We start from the raw sequence: 20318 nt of genomic DNA, 5'->3' as shown, positions 1-20318 counted from the left end.
CGGGCCGGCCCAGGGCCAGCCAGGAGACGGCCGCCTCGCACCACTGGCGGGGGTCGGTCTCGTCCCGGGGCGGCGGGACCGGGGCGGGGCCTTCCGGCCCGCCGGACCCGCTCACCACGCCGGCTCACGAGCCTCACGCTGATCCCCCACGACCGCCATGGTCGGTGCGGTATCACCGTTTGCCTAGACGGCGGTACAACCCTGTATCTCTCTAGAGAGGTCAGGAGAGACACCACCAAGACGGACATATCTATAGATGCATCACTGAATCCCCACCCGGGCACTGCCGGACTTCGCCTAAGCTGCGACGCATGTTCGTCCAGGCTGACAATTCCTGAGCCGCCCATGACAAGCGTCGTGGCCCGGAACAGGCACATGGACGGCGACCCGCGGGCATCCGGGGCCGGCCGGTGGTCGATCCTCGCCCTGCTCTGCTTCAGCCTGCTGCTGATCGCGGTGGACGCCACCGTGCTGCACATCGCGGTCCCCACGCTGACAGCGGCCCTGGAGCCGAGCTCTGTCGAGCTTTTGTGGATCATCGACGTCTACTCGCTGGTGGTCGCGCCGCTGCTGCTGACCTTCGGCACGCTCGGTGACCGATACGGCAGAAAACGCCTGGTACTGGTCGGATACCTGGTCTTCGGCGTCGCCTCGGCCGCGGCCGCGTTCGCGCCGACCCCGTCCGCGCTGATCTCCGCCCGCGCCCTGCTCGGCGTGGGCGGAGCGATGATCATGCCCGCCACCCTCTCCATCATCCGGCAGGTCTTCACCGACCGGCACGAGCGGGCGGTCGCGCTGGGGATCTGGAGCGCGGTGGCGGCGGCCGGGGCCGCGGTCGGCCCCCTGGTGGGGGGAGTGCTCGTCGAGCACTTCTGGTGGGGCGCCGTCTTCCTGATCAACGTCCCCATCCTGGTGGTCCTGCTGCCCACCGCGGCCAGGCTCCTGCCGGGAGGCCGGACGCGCTCGAACCGCCCGTGGGACGCGCTCAGCGCGCTGCTGTCCGTACTGGGCATCCTCGGGCTGGCCTTCGGCCTCAAGGAGGCCGGGGCCGGTCACCCCGAGGGAGCGGTGGTGTTCCTGGCCGGGGCCTGGATGCTGGTGTGGTTCGTCCGCCGGCAACGACAGCTGCCCTTCCCCCTGCTCGACCTGGACCTGTTCCGGCGGCGCGCGTTCTGCGCCGGGGTGGGCGGGGTGCTGCTCACGGTCTTCGCCCTGGTCGGGCTGGAGCTCATGCTCGCCCAGTACCTCCAGCTCGTCCTCGGCGACAGCCCGCTCCAGGCGGCGGTGCGGATGCTCCCGCTGATGATCGCCTCGGTCGCGGGAGGGCTGGCCGGGGCGCGCCTGCTGCGCTGGTTCGGCCTGCGCGCCACGATGAGCGGCGGGCTGGCGCTGACCGCGCTCTCCCTCACCCCCACCCTGGCGTGGGGCACCGAGGGGCATCCCATCGCGCTGACGTTCTGCTTCGTCGGCATCGGCTTCGGCATCCAGGTCACCCTGCTGGCCGCCTCCGACACGATCATGTCCTCCACCCCGGAGGCGCTCGCCGGCAGTGCCGCCGCCACCGAGGAGACCGCCTACGAGCTGGGCGCCGGCCTCGGGGTCGCCGTCCTCGGCACGATCACCACGATCGTGTACGCCCCCTCGCTGGCCCAGGTCCCCGGGATCGGTCCCGGTGCGATGGACCAGGCCCGCCAGTCGCTCGCCTCCGCCGCCCACGTCGCGCGGGAGATCGGCGGCGCGGGCGGGGACGCCCTGCTCGCCGCGGCCCGTCTCGCGTTCGTCTCGGGTCTGCACACCACGATCGTGGTGAGCGTCCTGATGCTCGGCGCGACCGCGCTGGCGGTGGCGCTCCTGGTGCCCGGCCGGTCGCGGGAGGGGCGGGACGGCTCACCGTGAGGGAGAGCCGCCGTCCGGATCCCTCCTCGCGCGTGTGCCAGGTGGACCGCCGGATCCCGGGGGCGACGGGGACGACGTACGGACCGGGGACGGCCTGCCGGGGTTTGGAAGACTCCGGTACGGTCATCTATCGGTCAGGCATGGGCAGGAACGGTGAATCTAACCGGAAAGAGGAGCCGTGCGACGAACCCTCCACGATCTCGCCTCGCTGGCCGCCAGGCTGGGCGTGGGCGGAATCTTCTTCGCCAACGGCTGGCACAAGCTCGAAGCGGGCCTGAACGCCACCGCCGCCCAGTTCGCCACCCTGGAGGCTCCCGGCCCCTACGTGTGGGCGGCCACCACGATGCTGATGGAGCTCATCGGCGGGGCACTGCTGGTGGCCGGTCTCGCCGTGCCCGCCTGCGGCCTGCTGCTGTTCGCCGAGGCCCTCGCCGTGTTCTTCCTGGCCAGCGGCCAGACCGGCCTGCCGCTCACCGGGGGTGACACCAAGCTCATCGTCGCGCTCGGGGCGGCCTCCATCCTGCTCGCGGTCGGCGGCGCGGGCCGCCTGTCGGTCGACCACATGGTGGTGATCAAGCGCCGGGAGGCCGAGGCCGCCGAGGACTTCGCCGCCGAGGCCGAGGCCGACGACGTCATCGCCGCGCTGCGCGAGCCCGAGACGCACGCCCGGCCGGCCGCGGCCGCACCCGTCCCGGGGAAGAGGCCCGGCGACGGTCCCGGCCCGTCCTTCTCCGACCCGTCCCTCTCCGGCCAGGCCGCCTCCCTCGCGGGGTCCGCCCCGTCCGGGGACGTCGCCTCCCGGAGCGCCACCGCCGAGGCCGCTCCCGGGAGCGGCCCGCGGAGCGACACGGAGTCGGGAGCCGACACGGCCGAGTTCCCCGCCGCCCGCCCCCGCACTCGTACCCGCAGGCCTCCCGCGGGAGGTAGCGGGCCGAGGGCCACGGCGGCCCCGTCCGCACCGGCTCCCCCGCCCGCCCCCGGGACGACCGGTGACACCCTGGTGGCCGGGCAGAAGGAGACACCCTCCGAGGGCTGAACCGGGGGACGGCACCGGCCGGTCGCCCGACGACGAGACCCGGGCGGGGGCGTCCGGGTGGGAGCGCTTCGACACCGGCGCCCCGAGATCGATGACCCGGAGTCCGTGACCCGGAGTCCGGGTCACGGACTCCGTGATCCAGGGGCCGTGATCCAGGATCGGTGCTTCCGGCGGCGGTGTCCCGATGACGGCCGGTGCGGGCTCATCGCGGGACCCGCGTGAGCGAGGTGACCACATCCTGTCGTGACGGTAAGTAATCGAGTCGTCACTCTTCGTGCATGATGGGCTCCGTCCCGCAGCGGGATGGCGGTCAGGGCACCCCGGAGCCCTCCGGCCCTGGCCGCCGCACCCGGGCGGGCGCGCGGAAACACGGAACCTCGTCCCCAAGGAGCGCAGTGAAGAGAACCATCCTCGTGTCCACCCTGACGGCCGGGATCGTCGCGATCACCGCCGGTGCCGCCTACGCCTCGCAGTACATCGCCTACGAGGGGCCGGGGTTCACCGGCAGATCCGCCGTGATCGACGCGTGCGGACCGTCCGACATCCCCTTCAACGGCTCCTACAAGTGGTACGGCGACGGGCAGTCCGGGCGCATGTACAACCAGCCCGGCACGCACGGCCAGATGCACTTCCGGCTCCCCTCCGACCGCAACGCCGAGCAGAGGACACCCGTCGGCTGGCGGAGCATCTTCATCGAGTGCTGACATCGTTCCTCCCCGGGCGGTCCCGGACGCACGGTTCCGGGGCCGCCCGGAAGGCGGCGGCCGGAAGAGCGCGAGAGGTGGCCGGGGAGTCCCCCGCAGGACGTCCCGGCCGGTGGGGCCTGTCGCCCCGGCAGCATGCTTCGATGTGAGATAAACGGTTTCGCATGAGATGTCATACCTGCACAATGATCGAATGCGCCTCCCCGGCTGGTTCGCGGAGCGGGCCGTGCCCGCACCCCAGGAGACCGAGCTGCGTGTCTCCACGCTCGAGCTCTTCTTCGACCTCGTCTTCGTCTTCACCGTCACCCAGCTCACCGGCCTCATGGTGGACGGCCTGCAGGACGGCCGTCCCCTCGAGGGCGCGCTGCGCGTGCTGCTGGTCTTCGGCGTCATCTGGTGGATGTACGCCGGGTACGCCTGGCTGACCAACGCCGTCCCGCCCACCAGGCCCGCCCGCAGGGTACTGATCCTGCTGGGCATGGCCGGATTCATGATCGTGGCGCTGTCGATCCCCGCCGTGTTCGACGGGGACGGCCTGGCCTTCACGATCGGGTACCTGCTGCTGGTCGTCGTGCACTCCGGGCTGTACCTGCAGGGCACCTCGGCCATCACCAGGGTGCTCCCGTTCAACCTCGGCGGGACGGCGCTGGTCGGCGCGGCCGCCCTGGTCCCCGCCCCGTACACCTACCTGCTCTGGGCCGCCGCGGTGGTCCTGCTCTGGGGCAGCCCGTACTACATCGGGCAGAAGGGGTTCAACCTCCGGGCCGGGCACATCGTCGAGCGCCACGGCCTGCTGGTGATCGTGGTGCTCGGCGAGTCGATCGTGGCCCTCGGCATCGGCGCCAAGGGACTCCACGTCGGCCTGGCCCTCGGCGTCGCGGCCGTGCTCGGCCTCGCGCTGGCCGCCTGCCTGTGGTGGCTCTACTTCGGCGGCGACGACGAGACGCGCGCCGAGCACGCCCTGGAGGAGGCGGAGCCCGTGCGGCGTACCCGGCTGATCCTCGGCGCCTACTTCTACGCGCACATCCCGATGCTGCTGGGTATCGTCGCGGTCTCCGCGGGCGTCAAGAAGGCGATCGGCCATCCGACCGACCCGCTGAAGCTCAGCGCCGCCCTGACCCTGGCCGTGGGATTCACCCTGTTCATGGTGGGCGGCGCCTGGTTCCGGCGCGTCCTGGGCATGACGGGCAACGGCCCGCGGACCTGGGGCGCGCTCGCCGCCCTGGCGACGGTCGCGCCGGGCCTGTGGTCGGCCCTGGCGCAGCTCACCGCGCTGACGGCACTGGCGATCGTCGTGATCGTCGTGGAACGACGCGAGGGCCTCGTCACCGCCCCGGCGACCTGACCCTCCTCGCCCCGGCCCTCCCGTCCCGGGGTCTCGCTCCGGCCACCTCGCCGCCGGCACCGGTGACGTCTCCTGTCGCGCGTTCCGCCGTCGCCGGGCCCGGGCCGGTCTCAGACCTTCATGCCGGCCCGGTCCACGATGGTGTCCGCCCCCTCCATGCGGGCGCAGTGGGCGCAGCAGAACCAGCGCCGGTCGGCCTCGACCCCGTGCCCGACGATCCGGACCCCGCAGTGCTCGCAGATCGGCGCCATCTTCTGGATCGCGCACTCGAAGCTGTCGAAGACGTGCACCCCGCCCTGGGCGTGCACCTCGAAGCTCATGTCGTAGTCGTTGCCGCACGTCTCGCAGCTCGCCATGTCTCCCCCCGAAAACTCATGGCCGTTTCCCGTGGGTCCTACCCAGACATCCACCCGATCAGACCGTCGAACCGGCCACGATCGACGCCGCGGCCAGCGCCGTCACCAGGACCACCGTGACGGCGAGAGCGCGGGCGGCAGCCGGGCGAGCCGGTCGCGCGCCACCGGGCGGCCACGACCGGCGTCGATCCACTCGCGCAGCCGAGCCTCCACTGATCGCCCGCGCCACTCTCTCGGGGTTCGATGCGGCCTCGGGGACGAAGGTTCTCATCCCCCGGCGCAGACGTCGCGGTAGGGCAGGTCCTTCAGGTGGGTTCGCCACTCCTCGCGCGACAGGGTGCGCCCCGCGCGCTCGCAGACGGCGCGGGCCACCGCCTCCGGGTCGACCGGGAACGCGGTCACGGTGCCCACCGAGTCGGCGGCGAACAGCCGGGTCCCGTCGGGGCTGAACGCCAGCGAGTGGAGGTTCCCGGTCTGCGCCACGATCGGCTGGCCGAGGCGGCGCCCGGTCGCGACGTCCCAGAGCCCCACCGACCGCTCGTTCACCGCCGCTGCGACGACGTCGCCCCGGGGCGAGTACGTGAGGAGGGCCCCGGTGCCGGCCTCACCACGGATGATGGTGCCCACCCGCTTCCTGCCGCGCGTCTCGAGCACCGACACCCGCCCGATCCGGTCGGCGACGGCGAAGCGGGACCCGTCCCCGCCGAAGGCGATCGTGGTCGCCGGGATACCGACGGTGGGCGATCCGTAGACGTCGCCGAACGGTTTTCCGGTGCGGGCGTCCAGCAGCCGCTGGTCCCCGCCCGCGACCGCGAGCGCCTCGCCGTCCGGGGTGAACGTCATCTGCTCGACGACCGGCTGGGGCCGTGACCAGCGGAGCCGTCCGCCGGGCAGGTCCCACACGTGGACCTCCCCGCCCTCTTCGAGAACGTCGTCGTAGTGGAGGACGTAGGCGGCCACGGCGGTGCCGTCGGCGCTGATCGCCGCGGCCGACACCGTGCCCTGACGGGGGACGGCGAAGGAGGCGGGGAGCCTGGTGGAGGTGGCGGTGTCCCAGACGGCCAGCGGGGAGTCGTCGACGCCGGTCGTGGCCACCAGCCGCTCGCCGCCGGCGCTGAAGGCCATCCTGAAGGCGCCGTCGGACCCCTCGGGACCGACCCGCAGCGAGCCTGCCCTGGCGCGCGAGCGGACGTCCCGGATCAGGATCTCGCTCGCCCCGGTCGCGCGGAAGGCGAGCAGCCGCCCGTCCGGGCTGAGGGCCGACCAGCCCTCCCGCTCCCCCTTCAGCGCGTCGGGCCTGGTCAGCGCGGAGACGTCGAGGCTCGTCACCGAGTCCTCGGTGAGGTAGCGCAGGGTGCGCCCGTCGGGGTCGAAGGCCACCTGGGGGTTGTGGGCGTCGACCCTTTGGGTGAGCAGCAGCCGTCCGTCGCGGACCCGCCACAGGCGCAGGGCCGTGTCGGTGGCCGTGGCCAGGAAGTTCCCGTCGGGACTGAAGACGAGGCCGCCGGTGGCGCCCTCCTCGAACAGCAGGTCGATCTTCGCCCCGGTGGACGCCTCGCGCAGCTCGACGCTCCTGCCCCTGGCGACGGCGATGGTCCCGCCGTCGGGCGCGTACGCCAGGGTTCTCATGCAGTCGCCGGTGCAGGTGCCGTTCGCCAGCGGGATCCTGCGCAGGTCCTCCAGGGTGAAGGCCGCCACCTCCCCGCCGAGGGCGCTGATCGCGAACGCGCTCCCGTCTGCCGAGATGTCGAAGTCCCCGGTGACCACGGGCGGCGCCACCCGCCTGCCGGTCGTGACGTTCCACAGCCCGATGCTCTCCCCCTGGGTGATCGCGAGCCAGTCGTCGGCCTGCCCGAAGAACACCCCGGTGTCGCCCCCGCCGGAGCGCCCCTGGACGGGGGCGGAGAACCGCGTCGGCCTGCCGGTCCTGACGTTCCAGACCTTGACCTTCATGCCGCCGGCCACCGCGAGCCTCCCGCCGTCCGGGCTCAGCGCGATGCCGTAGAGGTCGCCGCCGACCCCGGTGAAGCCGCCGACGCGCTTTCCGGTCCGTACGTCCCACAGGCGCACCTCGCCGTCGCTCACGCTGACGAGCGTGCGGCCGTCGGCGCTCAGCCGCCTGAGGGTCTGGATGCCGGTGGCCGGATCGTGGAAGGTGGCCGTCTCGCGCTGGGCCAGCGAGCCCGTCAGGCTCGCCCTGGCCTCGGTCACCGGCTTCAGCCGCCAGGCGGCCACGCTGAGCAGCATGGCCGTGACCGGTTCGGCGATCCGTAGCGTCTCGGCGGTCGCCGCGAGCCGGGCGGCCGTGGCCTCGTCGCGCTGGGAGGCGATGACGACGCTGCGCGCGTCGGCCACCCTGCCCTGCTGCACGGCCAGCGCGCCGGCGGCGAGCGCGACCACCAGCAGTACGGCCAGCGTGGCCGACAGCACCCGGTTGCGGCGGGCACGGCGCCGGGTGAGGGCCGCGCCCGCCTCCAGGAAGTCGCGTTCCATCGGGCTGAGCGTGATGTTGCGGCGGCCGGTGGCCGCCCAGTGCATGGCGTTCTCCAGGCTGCTGCCCTGGAACAGGTCCCCGTCCCTGCGTCCCTGGGTCTGCCAGCGGCGCGCGGCGGTGAGGATCCCCCGGTGCACGGCCAGGCCGTCGCGGTTGGCCCGGACCCACATGCGCAGCCGGGGCCAGGCCTGCGGCAGTGCGGGACGCGACAGCCACACCTCCCGCTCGTCGTGGGTGACCAGGTAGGCGAAGACCTTCAGCAGGCGGTGGACCGCGGCCGTCTCGGCCTCCTGGCGCCCGTCGAGGAGCTCGCCCCACTGCGCCTGCCGTACGACCAGGCGGCCGTCGTCGTCGACGGTGACCAGCCGCAGGAAGACCTCGGGGGCCAGCTCCCGCTCGGCCGGGCCGAGCCCCGCGTAGGCGTCCTCGGCGAGGGTGCCGAGCGCGGGATCGGCCGAGGTGGCGCGGATCCGGGCGCCGGCGTCGCTGCCCGCCGCCAGCAGCCTCGGCGTGTCGATGGCCCCGTCCCCGCTGACCAGCGCGAGCAGCAGGTCCCTGGCGGTGGGCCGGGAGGCGGGGTCCTTGGCCAGCGAGGCCGCCACGAACGGCCGCAGGTGCTCGGGCAGGATGTCCAGCTGGGGCTGGAGCGACAGCACGCGGTGCATGACCCCGCCCAGGCTCTCCGCCCGGAACGGGTCGGCGCCCGTCGCGGCGAAGACCATGATCCCGCCCCAGGCGAAGACGTCCACGGCGGTGGTCGCGCGCCGGCCCATGAAGATCTCGGGAGCCATGTAGGTCGGGGTGCCCGCCACCATGCCGGTCGCGGTCGTCGACATGTCGATCGTCCGGGCGATCCCGAAGTCGATCACCCGGGGGCCGTCCGGTCCCAGCAGGACGTTGTCGGGCTTGAGGTCGCGGTGGACGACCCCGGCCTCGTGCACGGCCGTCAGCGCGGTGGCGATCGCGGTCCCCAGCCGGTGCAGGTCGCCCCCGGTGAAGCGGCGCCCCTCGGTCACCGCCCTGCGCAGGCTGGGGCCCTCGACGTACTCGCTGACGATGTACGGCCGGGGGCCTTCCAGGTCCGCGTCCAGCACCCCCGCCGTGCAGAACGAGGAGACGCGGCGGGCCGCCGCGGCCTCGCGGCCGAACCGTTCGCGCAGTTCCGGGTCGGCCCCGGCGTCGCCGTGCAGGACCTTCAGGGCGACCCGGCGCCCCTCGGCGTCGTAGGCCTCGTAGACGACGCCCTGGCCTCCCGCGCCCAGCCGGCCGGCCAGCCAGTAGTCACCCAGGCGTTGGGGATCACCGTCGATAAGTGCCGTACTCAACTCACACTCCGTTCAACGGTGATCTCGGACGCTCGGACGGAGGGAAAGGCTCGCGGGTGCTCACGGGGTGCTCGCGGGGGTGTTCTCGTCCACCCGGGACATGCCTCGCCCTCCTTGCCTGAACGGTGTGCGGACCCTCCCGGCCACCGTCGGATCGTCGTCGGATCGTCGTCGGATCGCCGGCGGGTCGCGGCCGGCGGAAGGCGACGCCGGTGACGTGCTCCAGGATGCCCGCTCCCGGTGTGACGGGGCGAGCCGTTCGAGGACTCGGGGACACCGGTAACCGGCCGTGGCCACAGTATCCGGGCTCGCACCGGCCGTATCCGCACGGCGCGCGTGCCACACGAGAAACAGACGACCCATCCGCGAGTCCGGCGCTTCGTCACGCCGCGTACACGAACGAACGCCCGGCGTCGTCAAAACGGTTGATCCAAAGAGTGGGGAGGGCTAGGTTTGCTCCGCACGGCCTCCGGGAAAGCCGGGCAGGCGGCGTCGGACGAGACGGAACGCAACCGGCTCGGGAAGGGAGCAGATCATGCGACACGCCAGGATCCTCCGGCGGCGGAGGACGCGCCGGGCCCGAACCTTCGGCCTGGACCTGCGGTCTCCCTCGGGACGTCCACTCCCCTACTAATTTCGGGCTTTACAACAGTTTTACGGACAAGCCTGTAAACACTTCCCATAACGGAACTATCACGCCGGGGGGCTCAATGAGGAGACTTGTCGCCGTGCCGCCGTACGTCGCACGGCTCACGATCAGGGACATCCGTTCCGCGTCGCGCCGCAGGGTGCCCGGTGACGCCAAGGTCATCGACCTCGGCGCCTACACCGGCCGCAACGTGCTGCGCTTCCCGAGGACGAGCGGCCCCACCCCCGCGGCCTGATCCCCACCACGAAGGAGACCCGCCTGCGTGCGGGTCTTTCCGCGTTCTCCGGCCCCTTCGGGAGCGGGCCGGCCGGTGACCCGCGGGGGCGCGGTCCCTCCCGGGGCGGGCACCGGCGATGCTGGTGACATGCGTGACGACGCGGAACGTGTTCCCGACCGGCGCCCGCAGGACGGCACCGGCGTCCTGTCGACGATGTTGCCGTTCCAGGCGCCGCTCTGCGCGGAGGGCCTGTTCGGGCATCTCGCCGCGACCGCCGTGCCCGGCGTGGAGGAGTGGCGGGACGGCGCCTACCGCCGCACCCTGCGGCTCCCCCACGGCCACGGCGTCGTCGCGTTGCGGCCTCTGACCGGGCACGTCGGCTGCCTGCTGGACCTCACCGACCCCCGCGACCTGCCCGCCGCGATCGGCCTGTGCCGTGACCTGCTCGACCTGGACGCCGATCCCGCCACCGTGGACGGTCTCCTCGCCGAGGACCCGGTGCTGGCCCCCCTCGTGGCCGCCGCCCCCGGGCGCCGGGTGCCCCGTACGGTCGATCCCGCGGAACTGGCGGTACGCGCGGTGCTCGGCCAGCAGGTCTCCACGGCTGCGGCCCGCACGCACGCCGCCCGGCTGGTCGTCGCCCACGGCGAACCGATCTCGGACCGCGGCGGGGGCCTCACCCACCTCTTCCCCACACCGGCGGCGCTGTCCCTGCTGGACCCCTCCGCCCTCGCCCTCCCCCGGGCCCGCCGCGCCACGCTCGTCGGCCTGGTCTCCGCCCTGGCCTCCGGCGAGATCGACCTGCGCCCCGGCTGCGACCGCCGAAGGGCCCGCGCACGGCTCTCAGCGCTCCCGGGATTCGGGCCGTGGACCGTCGAGACCATCGCGATGCGCGCCCTCGGCGACCCGGACGCCTTCCTCCCCACCGACCTGGGGGTCCGCGCCGCCGCCCTGCGGGCGGGCCTTCCCGTCACCACGGCCGCCCTCACCGGCCGTGCCGCCGCCTGGCGGCCCTGGCGCTCGTACGCCGTCCAGTACCTGTGGGGCAGCGGCGACCACGCCGTCAACCGGCTGCCCGCCCCCTGACCCCCGTGCCCGCCGGGCCCGCCGGAATGGACGGGCCCGCCGGACGGGGAGAGCGTGGACGTCTACTTCTCGTCGGAGTCCGACGGCGTCTGCGACAGCGCGCTGGCCGCGGCCGACTTCTCCTTCTTGGTCGAGCCGGAGTCGTTCAGCGTCTTCGCGGCGGCCGACGCCGCCTCGGAACCGGTCTCCCCCTGGCTCTGCGGAGCCTGCGACAGCGCGCTGGCCGCGGCCGACTTCTCCTTCTCGGTCGAGCCGGAGTCGTTCAGCGTCTCGGCCGCGGCCGACGCCGCCTGGGAACCGGTCTGTCCAGAGTTGCTTGACACGTTCTCACCTTTCCTCGAAGCGTGTTCGTACCGGCGGCGCTGGGGTCACGCGGGCTCCCGCACCCGCGTGACCCCACCGCTCGCGTCGCGACGGGCGCCCGGCCCCAGGGCCCTGCGTCCACCGTTCCGGCCGGCGGTACGACGGCCTCGGGCCGACTACCCCGGCCGACGCCTCGCAATCAAAAACCCACAAGACAAGGCACATCCGACATATCCAGCCGACTAGGTTTCCCAGCGCCGGTTCGTGCCGGTCGGTGTGAAGGTGAAGCCGTCCGCGAAGTCGGCACCTCCGACGCGGACGGCCAGAAGCACCGGCTCGTCGTACAGGGCGACCCGATCCGTGCTCGGCTCGAGGAGTTCGTTCCAGAAATGCAGGCAGAGCAAAGGATCTCGCGGGTGCTCCGTCGCGTACACCAGGGTTTTGGGCCGGTACGGGTTCGTGCCACCGCAGTGGAGCGACGGCGGTCCGGCCATGCCGAGGATCTGCCCGAGGGTACGATCGCCTTCGCACCAGGTCTCGCCGACACCGATCAGCCCGTCGTACTCGTCCCGGGGCAGGACACGGTCCAGGTGGAGCCAGCCGTGACGATGGGCGCACTCGGCGTAGACGGACGCGACCATGTCCTCGGTCCCGGCATCCCAGAGGGACTCGAAGGCACCTCGAACGCCCGTGCTGAGAAAAGCCCCTCGCTCCCGCAGAGAGTCCTGCTCCTCCCTCCAGGCCTGTTCGCGATCGTCCGTGAACGCCATCGCGTCGAAGAAGAGCCTGAGGGCCGTCTCCCCGCCGTACATGCCCGGTCGGCGGAGGGTCGCGTTGAGCTGGGCGAGCAGGTAGTCGCGCACCTGCTCGCCCGTCCGCGTCTCCCGCCGGGTGTCCGCGTCGGTCATCGGCTGCTCCCTTTCGCCGTGAGGGCCCTCTGAGAACGCCGGAAGGGGGCCGGATCCGGATCCGGCCCCCCTTTTCACCGCCGGGCGCTACGCGGGGGCCGCCTGTCGGCCCGGGATGCCGGGGCAGTGCACTTATTCCAAAGGTGCGGTATTCCTCAGGCGATCACGCTAGCCAGACCGCGTTACGGCGGTGCCGTGCCGGCGGGACGTCGAGATCTTCCAGCGCCTCATTGGCAAGACAATCATCGACTACGGCGTTGATCACCTGACGAATCACTGCGGCAGAACGACGAAGTCGCTGCCGTTCCCGGCGCTCTTCGACGCCCGCCTGTCGCGACACGAATCGATCATGGAGATCAACCCGCGCCCAGGAGTAGACGATCGTCCTACGGCGGACGAGCTTCGGGTACGGCCGACGACCGTCCCGGACCGCCTCCTTCAGGCACGCGTCGCTGTACCGCAGATCAACGACAGTCACCGACCGCCAAGGACCACCAGACACATGACCGATACCGGAACGCGATCGGGAAACATGATGGACGGTGCGGGACATAGGACTCCCTGATGACACCGCCAGGTATCTCCTGACGGGCTACCTGAAGCCCTTGGGTCCTGTTGACCGCTCCTCATGCATAGCCGAGATGATAACAACCACGCCGACTCACCCGTTTCATCCCTCAGTTCTGGCTGACAACCGAGTTCTGTCGGCGGCGTGTGGCAGCGTCTGGAACCCCGGACGAGCGGGTCGCCCGGACGGCACAGGGAGTTGACGGTATTGGCTGGCAGAAAAAAGATCCGTTCGGACTATGCGCTTACATCGCTCCTGATGCTCACTCGCTCGCTCGCCGTATCCGATCAGGTCAAGTCAGCCGTTCAAGACGTCCTTGACCACATCGGTACTTCCTACCGAGGTGGAAAAACGATGCTGGACCTCATCCGATTCGCGATCAGGCAGGCGGAAACCGGAGACGACCTAGAGTCCACCGCCCGACTCGACGACGCACTGGGCTACGCCACGGGCCGGGTCCTGAGCCCTGACCTGGAGGACAAATACCAGTTGTTCGGTGGAACCTCGAACCAGACCTTCGGCATGTTCGAATTGATGGCCTCGAACACGCATCTGGCGATCTCATCGATCTTCGAGGACTTTCTCGAACAGTATCCGGAAGCTGAAGTCGCCGAGGCGCGAGACCATTTCAGACGACTGGCCAGAGCATCGATCCAAGTCGTGGAGGACCGCGAGGCGGGGATCTACCGGGTCCACAGGCTGGATGAGGAGGGCGGTATTCGGCTGGCCAACGCTCTGCTACGGCGCTCTGCGTACGAACCCCTCACCACGTCAAGTCACCCCGTCACAGAGCTGCCGCCGGAGTCACGAACGATCCTCTCCCGCGCCGACGCCGAAACGATCCTCGCCGGAATGCAGCTCCGTCTTCGCCGCAGGAAACTGGCTGAGATCCGGCGGGTGGTCGAGCATCCGTACAGCTCGGAGTCCCAGATCCAGAAAGCACTCACTGGCGCATGGTGGCTGTTCAGCGGCGAGTATGTTGGCCAGTCCCTACGCCGTAGGCTGACCCGCGGCCTGGAGCTCGACATCCCGTTGCTCCGCCCCGACGGCACCCTGCACGTCGTCGAACTAAAACGCGCCGCCGTCAAGGTGATCCAAAGCCATCGGACATCCACCATCCCCGCAGAGGAAGTCCACAAAGGCATGGCCCAGATACAGAACTATCTGAAACTCCTCGACGAGAACCGTGACGCGATCCTCAGCCACGGCGTTGACACCCGGCGCGCGACAGCCGTTCTTGTCATCGGCCACCCCGCTTTCCAGACCGAATTTTCTGAAACTCAGATCAACGAGACCCTCCGTGTCTACAATTCTCACCTTTCGCGAATCGTGGTCATCACCTACAAGCAACTCCTCGATACGGCGGCACGCATCCTCGATCTGGCCGATCCATCAGCACCCGATCTCGCCTAGCCAGCCATCATCCGTGCTTCACGGGCTAACGAGACAGCAGAAGTGGGAAGCCTGATATTTGGCTTCCCACTTCTTTTGATTACACCCTTAGCGCGGCAAAACCGCCAAGCGCTTGTTTCCTATGGACGATCGGGTGAATTTTCTCACGATGTCGTATCCCGATCTGTTTCAGCTGCAGCCGCTGGTGGAGCCGCAGCCCTCGCAGACGTAGCAGCTTCCGGCGGGGCGCATCGTGGTGCCGCAGGTCATGCAGAGCGGCGCGTCGGCGGTGCGGCCCTCGTGGGACTCCAGGGAGCCGCCGCGCCGCGGGGTCTCCACGGGAACCGGCTCGGCCTCGGAGCGGGGCTGCGGCTCCTCGATCGGGGCCGACGTGGCGAGCTCGGCGATGACCGCCTCGGTCTGGATCGGCGCCGGGTCCTCTCCCCGCTGCTGGGCCGCGCGCTCGGAGGCGGAGAAGATCCCCAGGGCGGCGCGGTCGTCGTAGGGCAGGTGGTCCAGGGCCAGGCGGCGGAAGATGTAGTCCATCACCGAGGCCGCGATGCGCACGTCCGGGTCGTCGGTCATCCCGGCCGGGTCGAAGCGCATGTTGACGAACTTGCCCACGTACGTCTCCAGCGGCACCCCGTACTGCAGGCCGATGGAGATCGCCACCGAGAAGGCGTCCATGACGCCGGCGAGGGTCGAGCCCTGCTTGGACATCTTCAGGAAGACCTCGCCGAGGCCGTCGTCGGGGTAGGAGGAGGCGGTCATGTACCCCTTGGCGCCGCCCACGGTGAAGCGGGTGGTGGTGCTGGGACGCTGGTTCGGCATCCGGCGCCGGGTCGGGCGGCTGATCTCCACGACCTTGATCTCCGGCTCGGCCGCGGCGGCCGCCTTCTCGTCGGCCTTCCTGCCCTCGGTCTTGCGTCCCGAGGCGGACAGCGGCTGGCCGACCTTGCAGTTGTCGCGGTAGACCGCCAGGGCCTTGAGGCCGAGCTTCCAGCCCTGCAGGTAGACCTCCTCGATGTCCTCGATCGTCGCGGACTCGGGAAGGTTGACGGTCTTGGAGATGGCACCGGACAGGAACGGCTGGGCGGCGGCCATCATCCGGACGTGGCCCATGGGGGCGATCGCGCGCTCGCCCATGGCGCAGTCGAACACCTCGTAGTGCCCGCGGCTCAGGCCCGGGGCGTCGACCACGTGGCCGTGCTCGGCGATGTACTCGACGATCGCCTCGACCTGCTCCTCCTGGTAGCCGAGCTGACGGAGCGCGCGCGGGATCGTCTGGTTGACGATCTGCATGGAGCCGCCGCCGACGAGCTTCTTGAACTTGACCAGGGCCAGGTCGGGCTCGATGCCGGTGGTGTCGCAGTCCATCATCAGGCCGATGGTGCCGGTGGGGGCGAGCAGCGAGGCCTGCGCGTTGCGGTAGCCGTTCCGCTCGCCGAGGCTGAGGCACTCGGCCCACTGCCGGGAGGCCTCGCGGTGGATGGAGCCGTCCATCTCCGCGAAGGTGCGCAGCGCGTCGTTGGCCTCGTTGTGCTTGCGCATGACCCGCTTGTGCGCCTCGGCGTTGCGGGCGTAGCCGTCGTAGGGGCCCACGACCGCGGCCAGCTCGGCGCTGCGGCGGTAGGAGGCGCCGGTCATCAGCGAGGTGATGGCCCCGGCCACGGCGCGGCCGCCGTCGGAGTCGTAGGCGTGGCCGGTGGCCATGAGCAGCGCGCCGAGGTTGGCGTAGCCGATGCCGAGCTGGCGGTAGGCCCGGGTGGTCTGGTCGATCTTCTCGGTCGGGAAGTCGGCGAAGGTGATGGAGACGTCCATCGCGGTGATGATCAGCTCGGTGACCTTCACGAAGTTCTCGATGTCGAAGGTGTCGTCGGCCCTGAGGAACTTCAGCAGGTTGATGCTGGCCAGGTTGCACGAGGAGTTGTCCAGGTGCAGGTACTCCGAGCAGGGGTTGCTGGCGGTGATGCGGCCCGTCTCGGGGCTGGTGTGCCAGTCGTTGATCGTGTCGTCGTACTGGACGCCGGGGTCGGCGCACTCCCAGGCGGCCTTGCCCATCTTGCGGAACAGGTCGCGGGCCTCGACGGTCTCGATGACCTCGCCGGTGAGGCGGGCGCGCAGGCCGAACTTCTCGCCCTTCTCCACCGCGCTCATGAACTCGTCGGAGACGCGCACGGAGTTGTTGGCGTTCTGGTACTGGACGGAGACGATGTCCTTGCCGCCCAGGTCCATGTCGAACCCGGCGTCGCGCAGGGCGCGGACCTTGTCCTCCTCGCGGGCCTTGGTCTCGACGAACTCCTCGATGTCGGGGTGGTCGACGTCGAGGACGACCATCTTGGCGGCCCGGCGGGTCGCGCCCCCGGACTTGATGGTGCCCGCGGAGGCGTCCGCGCCGCGCATGAAGGAGACCGGGCCGCTGGCGGTGCCGCCGCTGGAGAGCAGTTCCTTGGAGGAGCGGATCCGGGAGAGGTTCACGCCGGAGCCCGAACCGCCCTTGAAGATCACACCCTCTTCCTTGTACCAGTCGAGGATGGACTCCATCTGGTCGTCGACGGCCAGGATGAAACAGGCGCTCACCTGCTGGGGCGAGGCGGTGCCGACGTTGAACCAGACCGGCGAGTTGAAGCTGAAGACCTGGTTGACCAGGGCGTGCTTGAGCTCGTGGTCGAAGATCTCGGCGTCCTCGTCGGTGGCGAAGTAGCCGTGCTCGACCGCGGTCCTCGTGTAGACGCCCACCACCCGGTCGACGAGCTGCTTGAGGCTCGACTCGCGCTGCGGGGTGCCGACCGCGCCGCGGAAGTACTTGGTGGTCACGATGTTGGCGGCGTTGACCGACCACGAGCGGGGGAACTCGACGTCGCGCTGCTCGAAGTTGACCGAGCCGTCGCGCCAGTTGGTCATGACGACGTCGCGACGCTCCCAGGTCAGCTCGTCGTAGGGATGCACGCCCGGGGTGGTGAAGATCCGCTTCATCTTCAGACCCTTGCGCGGGCGCTTACCCCCGCGTGACACTGTGCCGCTGACGGTCTCCGTCATGACTTTCCCCCTCCTGGGGCTCCGTGGAACCCGCGAATCGGATCACACCAACGCGCCGTCCCAACCCCCGGCGCCGGGGTCTGTCTCACTTCTGTTCTGCGGAGCGCTCCGCCCGGAGCTGCTCGATCTCGGCCTCGAAGTCGGCCAGGGTCTCGAATCCGCGGTAGACGGACGCGAAGCGCAGGTACGCCACCTCGTCCAGCTCGCGGAGCGGACCCAGGATGGCCAGCCCGACCTCGTGGGCCGCGATCTCGGCGCACCCGGTGGAGCGGATGCTCTCCTCGACCCGCTGGCCCAGCTGCGCCAGGGCGTCCTCGCCGACGGACCGCCCCTGGCAGGCCCGCCGGACTCCGGCGATCACCTTGTCCCTGAAGAACGGTTCGGTCACGCCGCTGCGCTTGCTCACCATGAGCAGTACGGTCTCCTGCGTGGTGAACCTGCGCCCGCAGTCGGGGCAGGTGCGCCTGCGGCGGATCGCGCCTCCGTCCTCGGTGGAACGGCTGTCGATGACCCGGGTGTCAGGATGACGACAGAACGGACAGTGCACGCGTGCCGCCTTCCTGACCTGCCGAAGCGGCACACCCACCCCACCCGTCCCACGGCACGCACGAGAAAACGCTCGCGCACGCCTCTCGATCAGTCGAGAGGCGGTAATGGAAACACAATCTATGGTGAAGTGTTGAGGTGCAGCCACTAGATGTTGTGGTTCCAACCGTAGAAGTGCGCGACCATGAACGCAAGTTGAAAGGACCTTGCGGCGCGAAGTCGCTGATCAGCCGTTATTCCCCGGCGTGTCGCCGGCCGACCGGATGTACCCCCACCTCGTACGTCACCCGCCTCACCCGCGTCCCGGGCGCGCGGTGGGACCGCGCGCCCGCGGGGCGGCCGGTCGCGACTGTTCCTCACCGCTCCGTATCGGCCCCTGGGGCGCGCCCGCGGGGCCGCCCCCACCTATGTCAGCGTCGCCGCGCCCTGCCGGGGCGTGTCGTCGACGTGCGCCGCGATCCGGAACGGGGCCTGCGTGCCGGCCCGCTCGCCCGCCACGGCCACGTCGATGCGGCCGCCGATCCAGATCACCCCCAGGGCGAACAGCACCAGCGTCACCACCGCCACGATCCTGCCCCGCCGGGTGAGCCGGAGCGGCCGCCGGACCGCCCCGGACCGGGAAGCACCCGGCCGAAGAGCGCCGGCCCCGGAAGGACCGGACCGGGACCCGCGGGACCTGGAGGGGACGGACCGGAGCGGAACAGACGCCACCCCACCCAGGCGAGACCTACCGAACCGGGGCCTTTCAGACCTGGACCTGTCAGACCGGGACCTGTCAGACCGGGACTTGCCGGACCGGGCCGCACCGGAGCGGGGTGACGCCGAGCGGGACGTACCGCCCCCGGGTGCGGCGGGCCGGAGCGGAGCGGATCCGGGCGGCACGGACCCCGCCGGACCGGACCCGGGCGACACGGAGCCCGGCGTCACGGACCCCGGCGCCGCGGGCCGCACGCCGGAAGGGCCCGCGTTCGAGCGGGAAACCCGGGGAGCCGCTCCCCGGGAACCGCGGGTGTCGCCCGGCGCCCCCTCGGGCCGGGACGCCCGCGTGCGATCCGGGCCCGTGGCCGACCTCGGACCGCGCACCGGCTCGCGCACCGGTCTCGCCTCCCGGCCGGGCCTCACCTCCCGTTTCGGCCCCGCCTCCCGTCCGGGATCGGCCTCCGACCTCGGCGGCGGCACCAGCCGCAGGCGCGGGGCACCCGGCACGCCCGGGGACCGCCGAGCGGCCCGGGACCGTGGCTCGGACGTGGATCGCGGTGTCGTCGTGGTCGGTTTCATGGTGACCCCCATCCCCTCGACCTGGCCGAACACATATCGAAGAAAGATCGGCGAATCGAACACGATGTCGATCGAACTCCCGTACGATGTTGTACACCACGGCGTGGCCGATATCGAGGACATTCGAACAATTGTTTGAATATGATCTTGGGCCGAGATATGGTCGCTGTGTGCGACGCGTTCAACACAGATCGGGAGGCGAGGAGTTCGTATGAGCCAGCACGACGAGAACGGTTCGGCCGTCAGCGACCTGGCGGTGCGAAGGCGTGACTCCCTTGGCCTCACCCCCAGGCAGCGGAAGATCCTTGAGGTGATCCGCGACTCCGTGCAGCAGCGCGGCTACCCGCCGTCCATGCGGGAGATCGGTGAGGCCGTGCAGCTCACCAGCACCTCCAGCGTGTCGCACCAGTTGACGGCGTTGCAGCGCAAGGGCTATCTGCGTCGTGATCCGCACCGCCCCCGTGCCCTGGAGGTGCGCCTGCCCGGCGAGCCCGTGCTCTGGGTGGACCCCGACTCCGACCAGGACGAGACGCCGATCAGCAGGCCGACCGCCGCGTACGTTCCGCTCGTCGGGCGCATCGCCGCCGGTGGCCCGATCCTCGCCGAGGAGAGCATCGAGGACGTCTTCGCCCTGCCCAGGCAACTCGTCGGCGAGGGCACGCTCTTCCTCCTCCAGGTGACCGGTGACTCGATGATCGAGGCCGCCATCGCCAACGGCGACTGGGTGGTCGTACGCCAGCAGCCCGTGGCCGACAACGGTGACGTGGTCGCGGCGATGATCGACGGTGAGGCCACCGTCAAGACCTTCAAGCGCAGGGACGGCCACGTCTGGCTGGTCCCGCACAACCCCAACTACGACCCGATCCCCGGTGACGAGGCCACCGTCCTGGGCAAGGTCGTGGCGGTTCTCCGCAAGCTCTGAACCATCCTCCCCCGCATCCGCGCGACACGCGGAGCGGCCACGCGACATCGAGACGAAGCACCGGCACAAGCGCGGACGCGTACGACATCGGCACGAGCGTGGACACGGACGCCGCCGATGCGAACGCGGACACGAACGCCGTTGATGCCAGCGTGGACATGTGGATGCGTGGATGCGAGGCGCGCCGCAGGAAGTACGGAACGTCGATGGGCCGGCATCCTCAAGGATGGCCGGCCCTCGCACGGGGGCCGGCG

General features: G+C 70.8%; 16 protein-coding genes. 8 read left to right on the top strand and 8 right to left on the bottom strand.

Annotated elements, in window-relative coordinates; all coding sequences use genetic code 11:
• Window positions 1-345 precede the first annotated feature (345 nt).
• From ACLQ2R_RS13350 to ACLQ2R_RS13335, 4 genes are all read left to right on the top strand, one after another.
• Entirely contained in the window at window positions 346-1896 is a 1551-nt protein-coding gene (locus ACLQ2R_RS13350; RefSeq protein ID WP_425959788.1) for an MFS transporter, read from the top strand.
• 178 nt (window positions 1897-2074) lie between these two features.
• Complete coding sequence (locus ACLQ2R_RS13345; RefSeq protein WP_425959787.1) at window positions 2075-2932, top strand: DoxX family protein; 858 nt, start codon at window positions 2075-2077, stop codon at window positions 2930-2932.
• 395 nt (window positions 2933-3327) lie between these two features.
• Window positions 3328-3636 carry a MiAMP1 family antimicrobial peptide gene (locus tag ACLQ2R_RS13340; RefSeq protein WP_425959786.1) on the top strand — a complete coding sequence of 103 codons (309 nt, stop codon included), beginning with the start codon at window positions 3328-3330 and terminating at the stop codon, window positions 3634-3636.
• 193 nt (window positions 3637-3829) lie between these two features.
• Window positions 3830-4981, top strand: coding sequence for a low temperature requirement protein A (locus tag ACLQ2R_RS13335; protein WP_425959785.1), 1152 nt, complete (start codon window positions 3830-3832; stop codon window positions 4979-4981).
• A 110-nt stretch (window positions 4982-5091) separates the two neighbouring features.
• Here the strand turns inward: ACLQ2R_RS13335 and ACLQ2R_RS13330 are convergent, their stop codons facing one another.
• Window positions 5092-5337, bottom strand: a complete 246-nt coding sequence (locus ACLQ2R_RS13330; protein ID WP_362811646.1) for a hypothetical protein — start codon at window positions 5335-5337, stop codon at window positions 5092-5094.
• A 267-nt stretch (window positions 5338-5604) separates the two neighbouring features.
• Entirely contained in the window at window positions 5605-9156 is a 3552-nt protein-coding gene (locus ACLQ2R_RS13325; RefSeq protein ID WP_425959784.1) for a WD40 repeat domain-containing serine/threonine protein kinase, read from the bottom strand.
• Between the two features lie 710 nt (window positions 9157-9866).
• Here ACLQ2R_RS13325 and ACLQ2R_RS13320 point away from each other — a divergent pair.
• Together ACLQ2R_RS13320 and ACLQ2R_RS13315 are read left to right on the top strand one after the other, a co-directional pair.
• On the top strand, window positions 9867-10040 hold the full coding sequence (locus ACLQ2R_RS13320; RefSeq protein WP_425959783.1) for a hypothetical protein: 174 nt from the start codon (window positions 9867-9869) through the stop codon (window positions 10038-10040).
• A 129-nt stretch (window positions 10041-10169) separates the two neighbouring features.
• Entirely contained in the window at window positions 10170-11108 is a 939-nt protein-coding gene (locus ACLQ2R_RS13315) for a DNA-3-methyladenine glycosylase family protein (protein WP_425959782.1), read from the top strand.
• A 62-nt stretch (window positions 11109-11170) separates the two neighbouring features.
• Here ACLQ2R_RS13315 and ACLQ2R_RS13310 read toward each other — a convergent pair whose 3' ends face one another.
• The 3 genes from ACLQ2R_RS13310 to ACLQ2R_RS13300 all read right to left on the bottom strand — a co-directional run bounded on the left by ACLQ2R_RS13310 (window position 11171) and on the right by ACLQ2R_RS13300 (window position 12872).
• The gene (locus ACLQ2R_RS13310) at window positions 11171-11431 is read right to left on the bottom strand and encodes a hypothetical protein (RefSeq protein WP_425959781.1); all 261 of its coding nucleotides are present in this window, start codon (window positions 11429-11431) and stop codon (window positions 11171-11173) included.
• Between the two features lie 222 nt (window positions 11432-11653).
• Window positions 11654-12319: a hypothetical protein gene (locus tag ACLQ2R_RS13305; protein WP_425959780.1), complete on the bottom strand. Its 666-nt coding sequence runs from the start codon at window positions 12317-12319 to the stop codon at window positions 11654-11656.
• Window positions 12320-12482: 163 nt separating this feature from the next.
• Window positions 12483-12872, bottom strand: coding sequence for a hypothetical protein (locus ACLQ2R_RS13300; RefSeq protein WP_425959779.1), 390 nt, complete (start codon window positions 12870-12872; stop codon window positions 12483-12485).
• Between the two features lie 369 nt (window positions 12873-13241).
• Here ACLQ2R_RS13300 and ACLQ2R_RS13295 point away from each other — a divergent pair, with 369 nt between their 5' ends.
• Entirely contained in the window at window positions 13242-14300 is a 1059-nt protein-coding gene (locus ACLQ2R_RS13295) for a Shedu anti-phage system protein SduA domain-containing protein (protein ID WP_425959778.1), read from the top strand.
• 168 nt (window positions 14301-14468) lie between these two features.
• On the opposite strand, the gene ACLQ2R_RS13290 is transcribed toward ACLQ2R_RS13295, so the two are convergent.
• The 3 genes from ACLQ2R_RS13290 to ACLQ2R_RS13280 all read right to left on the bottom strand — a co-directional run bounded on the left by ACLQ2R_RS13290 (window position 14469) and on the right by ACLQ2R_RS13280 (window position 18425).
• The gene (locus ACLQ2R_RS13290) at window positions 14469-17318 is read right to left on the bottom strand and encodes a vitamin B12-dependent ribonucleotide reductase (RefSeq protein WP_425959777.1); all 2850 of its coding nucleotides are present in this window, start codon (window positions 17316-17318) and stop codon (window positions 14469-14471) included.
• A gap of 85 nt (window positions 17319-17403) precedes the next feature.
• The gene (gene nrdR / locus ACLQ2R_RS13285; protein ID WP_425959776.1) at window positions 17404-17865 is read right to left on the bottom strand and encodes a transcriptional regulator NrdR; all 462 of its coding nucleotides are present in this window, start codon (window positions 17863-17865) and stop codon (window positions 17404-17406) included.
• A gap of 404 nt (window positions 17866-18269) precedes the next feature.
• Window positions 18270-18425 carry a hypothetical protein gene (locus tag ACLQ2R_RS13280; protein ID WP_425959775.1) on the bottom strand — a complete coding sequence of 52 codons (156 nt, stop codon included), beginning with the start codon at window positions 18423-18425 and terminating at the stop codon, window positions 18270-18272.
• A gap of 928 nt (window positions 18426-19353) precedes the next feature.
• Here ACLQ2R_RS13280 and lexA point away from each other — a divergent pair.
• Window positions 19354-20064 carry a transcriptional repressor LexA gene (gene lexA, locus ACLQ2R_RS13275; protein WP_425959774.1) on the top strand — a complete coding sequence of 237 codons (711 nt, stop codon included), beginning with the start codon at window positions 19354-19356 and terminating at the stop codon, window positions 20062-20064.
• Window positions 20065-20318 lie beyond the last annotated feature (254 nt).

The organism is Streptosporangium sp. DT93 (assembly GCF_049844535.1).
Taxonomy (GTDB): domain Bacteria; phylum Actinomycetota; class Actinomycetes; order Streptosporangiales; family Streptosporangiaceae; genus Streptosporangium.
Note: the sequence above shows the minus strand (reverse complement) of the source record. Positions and strands in the feature narration are given on the sequence as shown.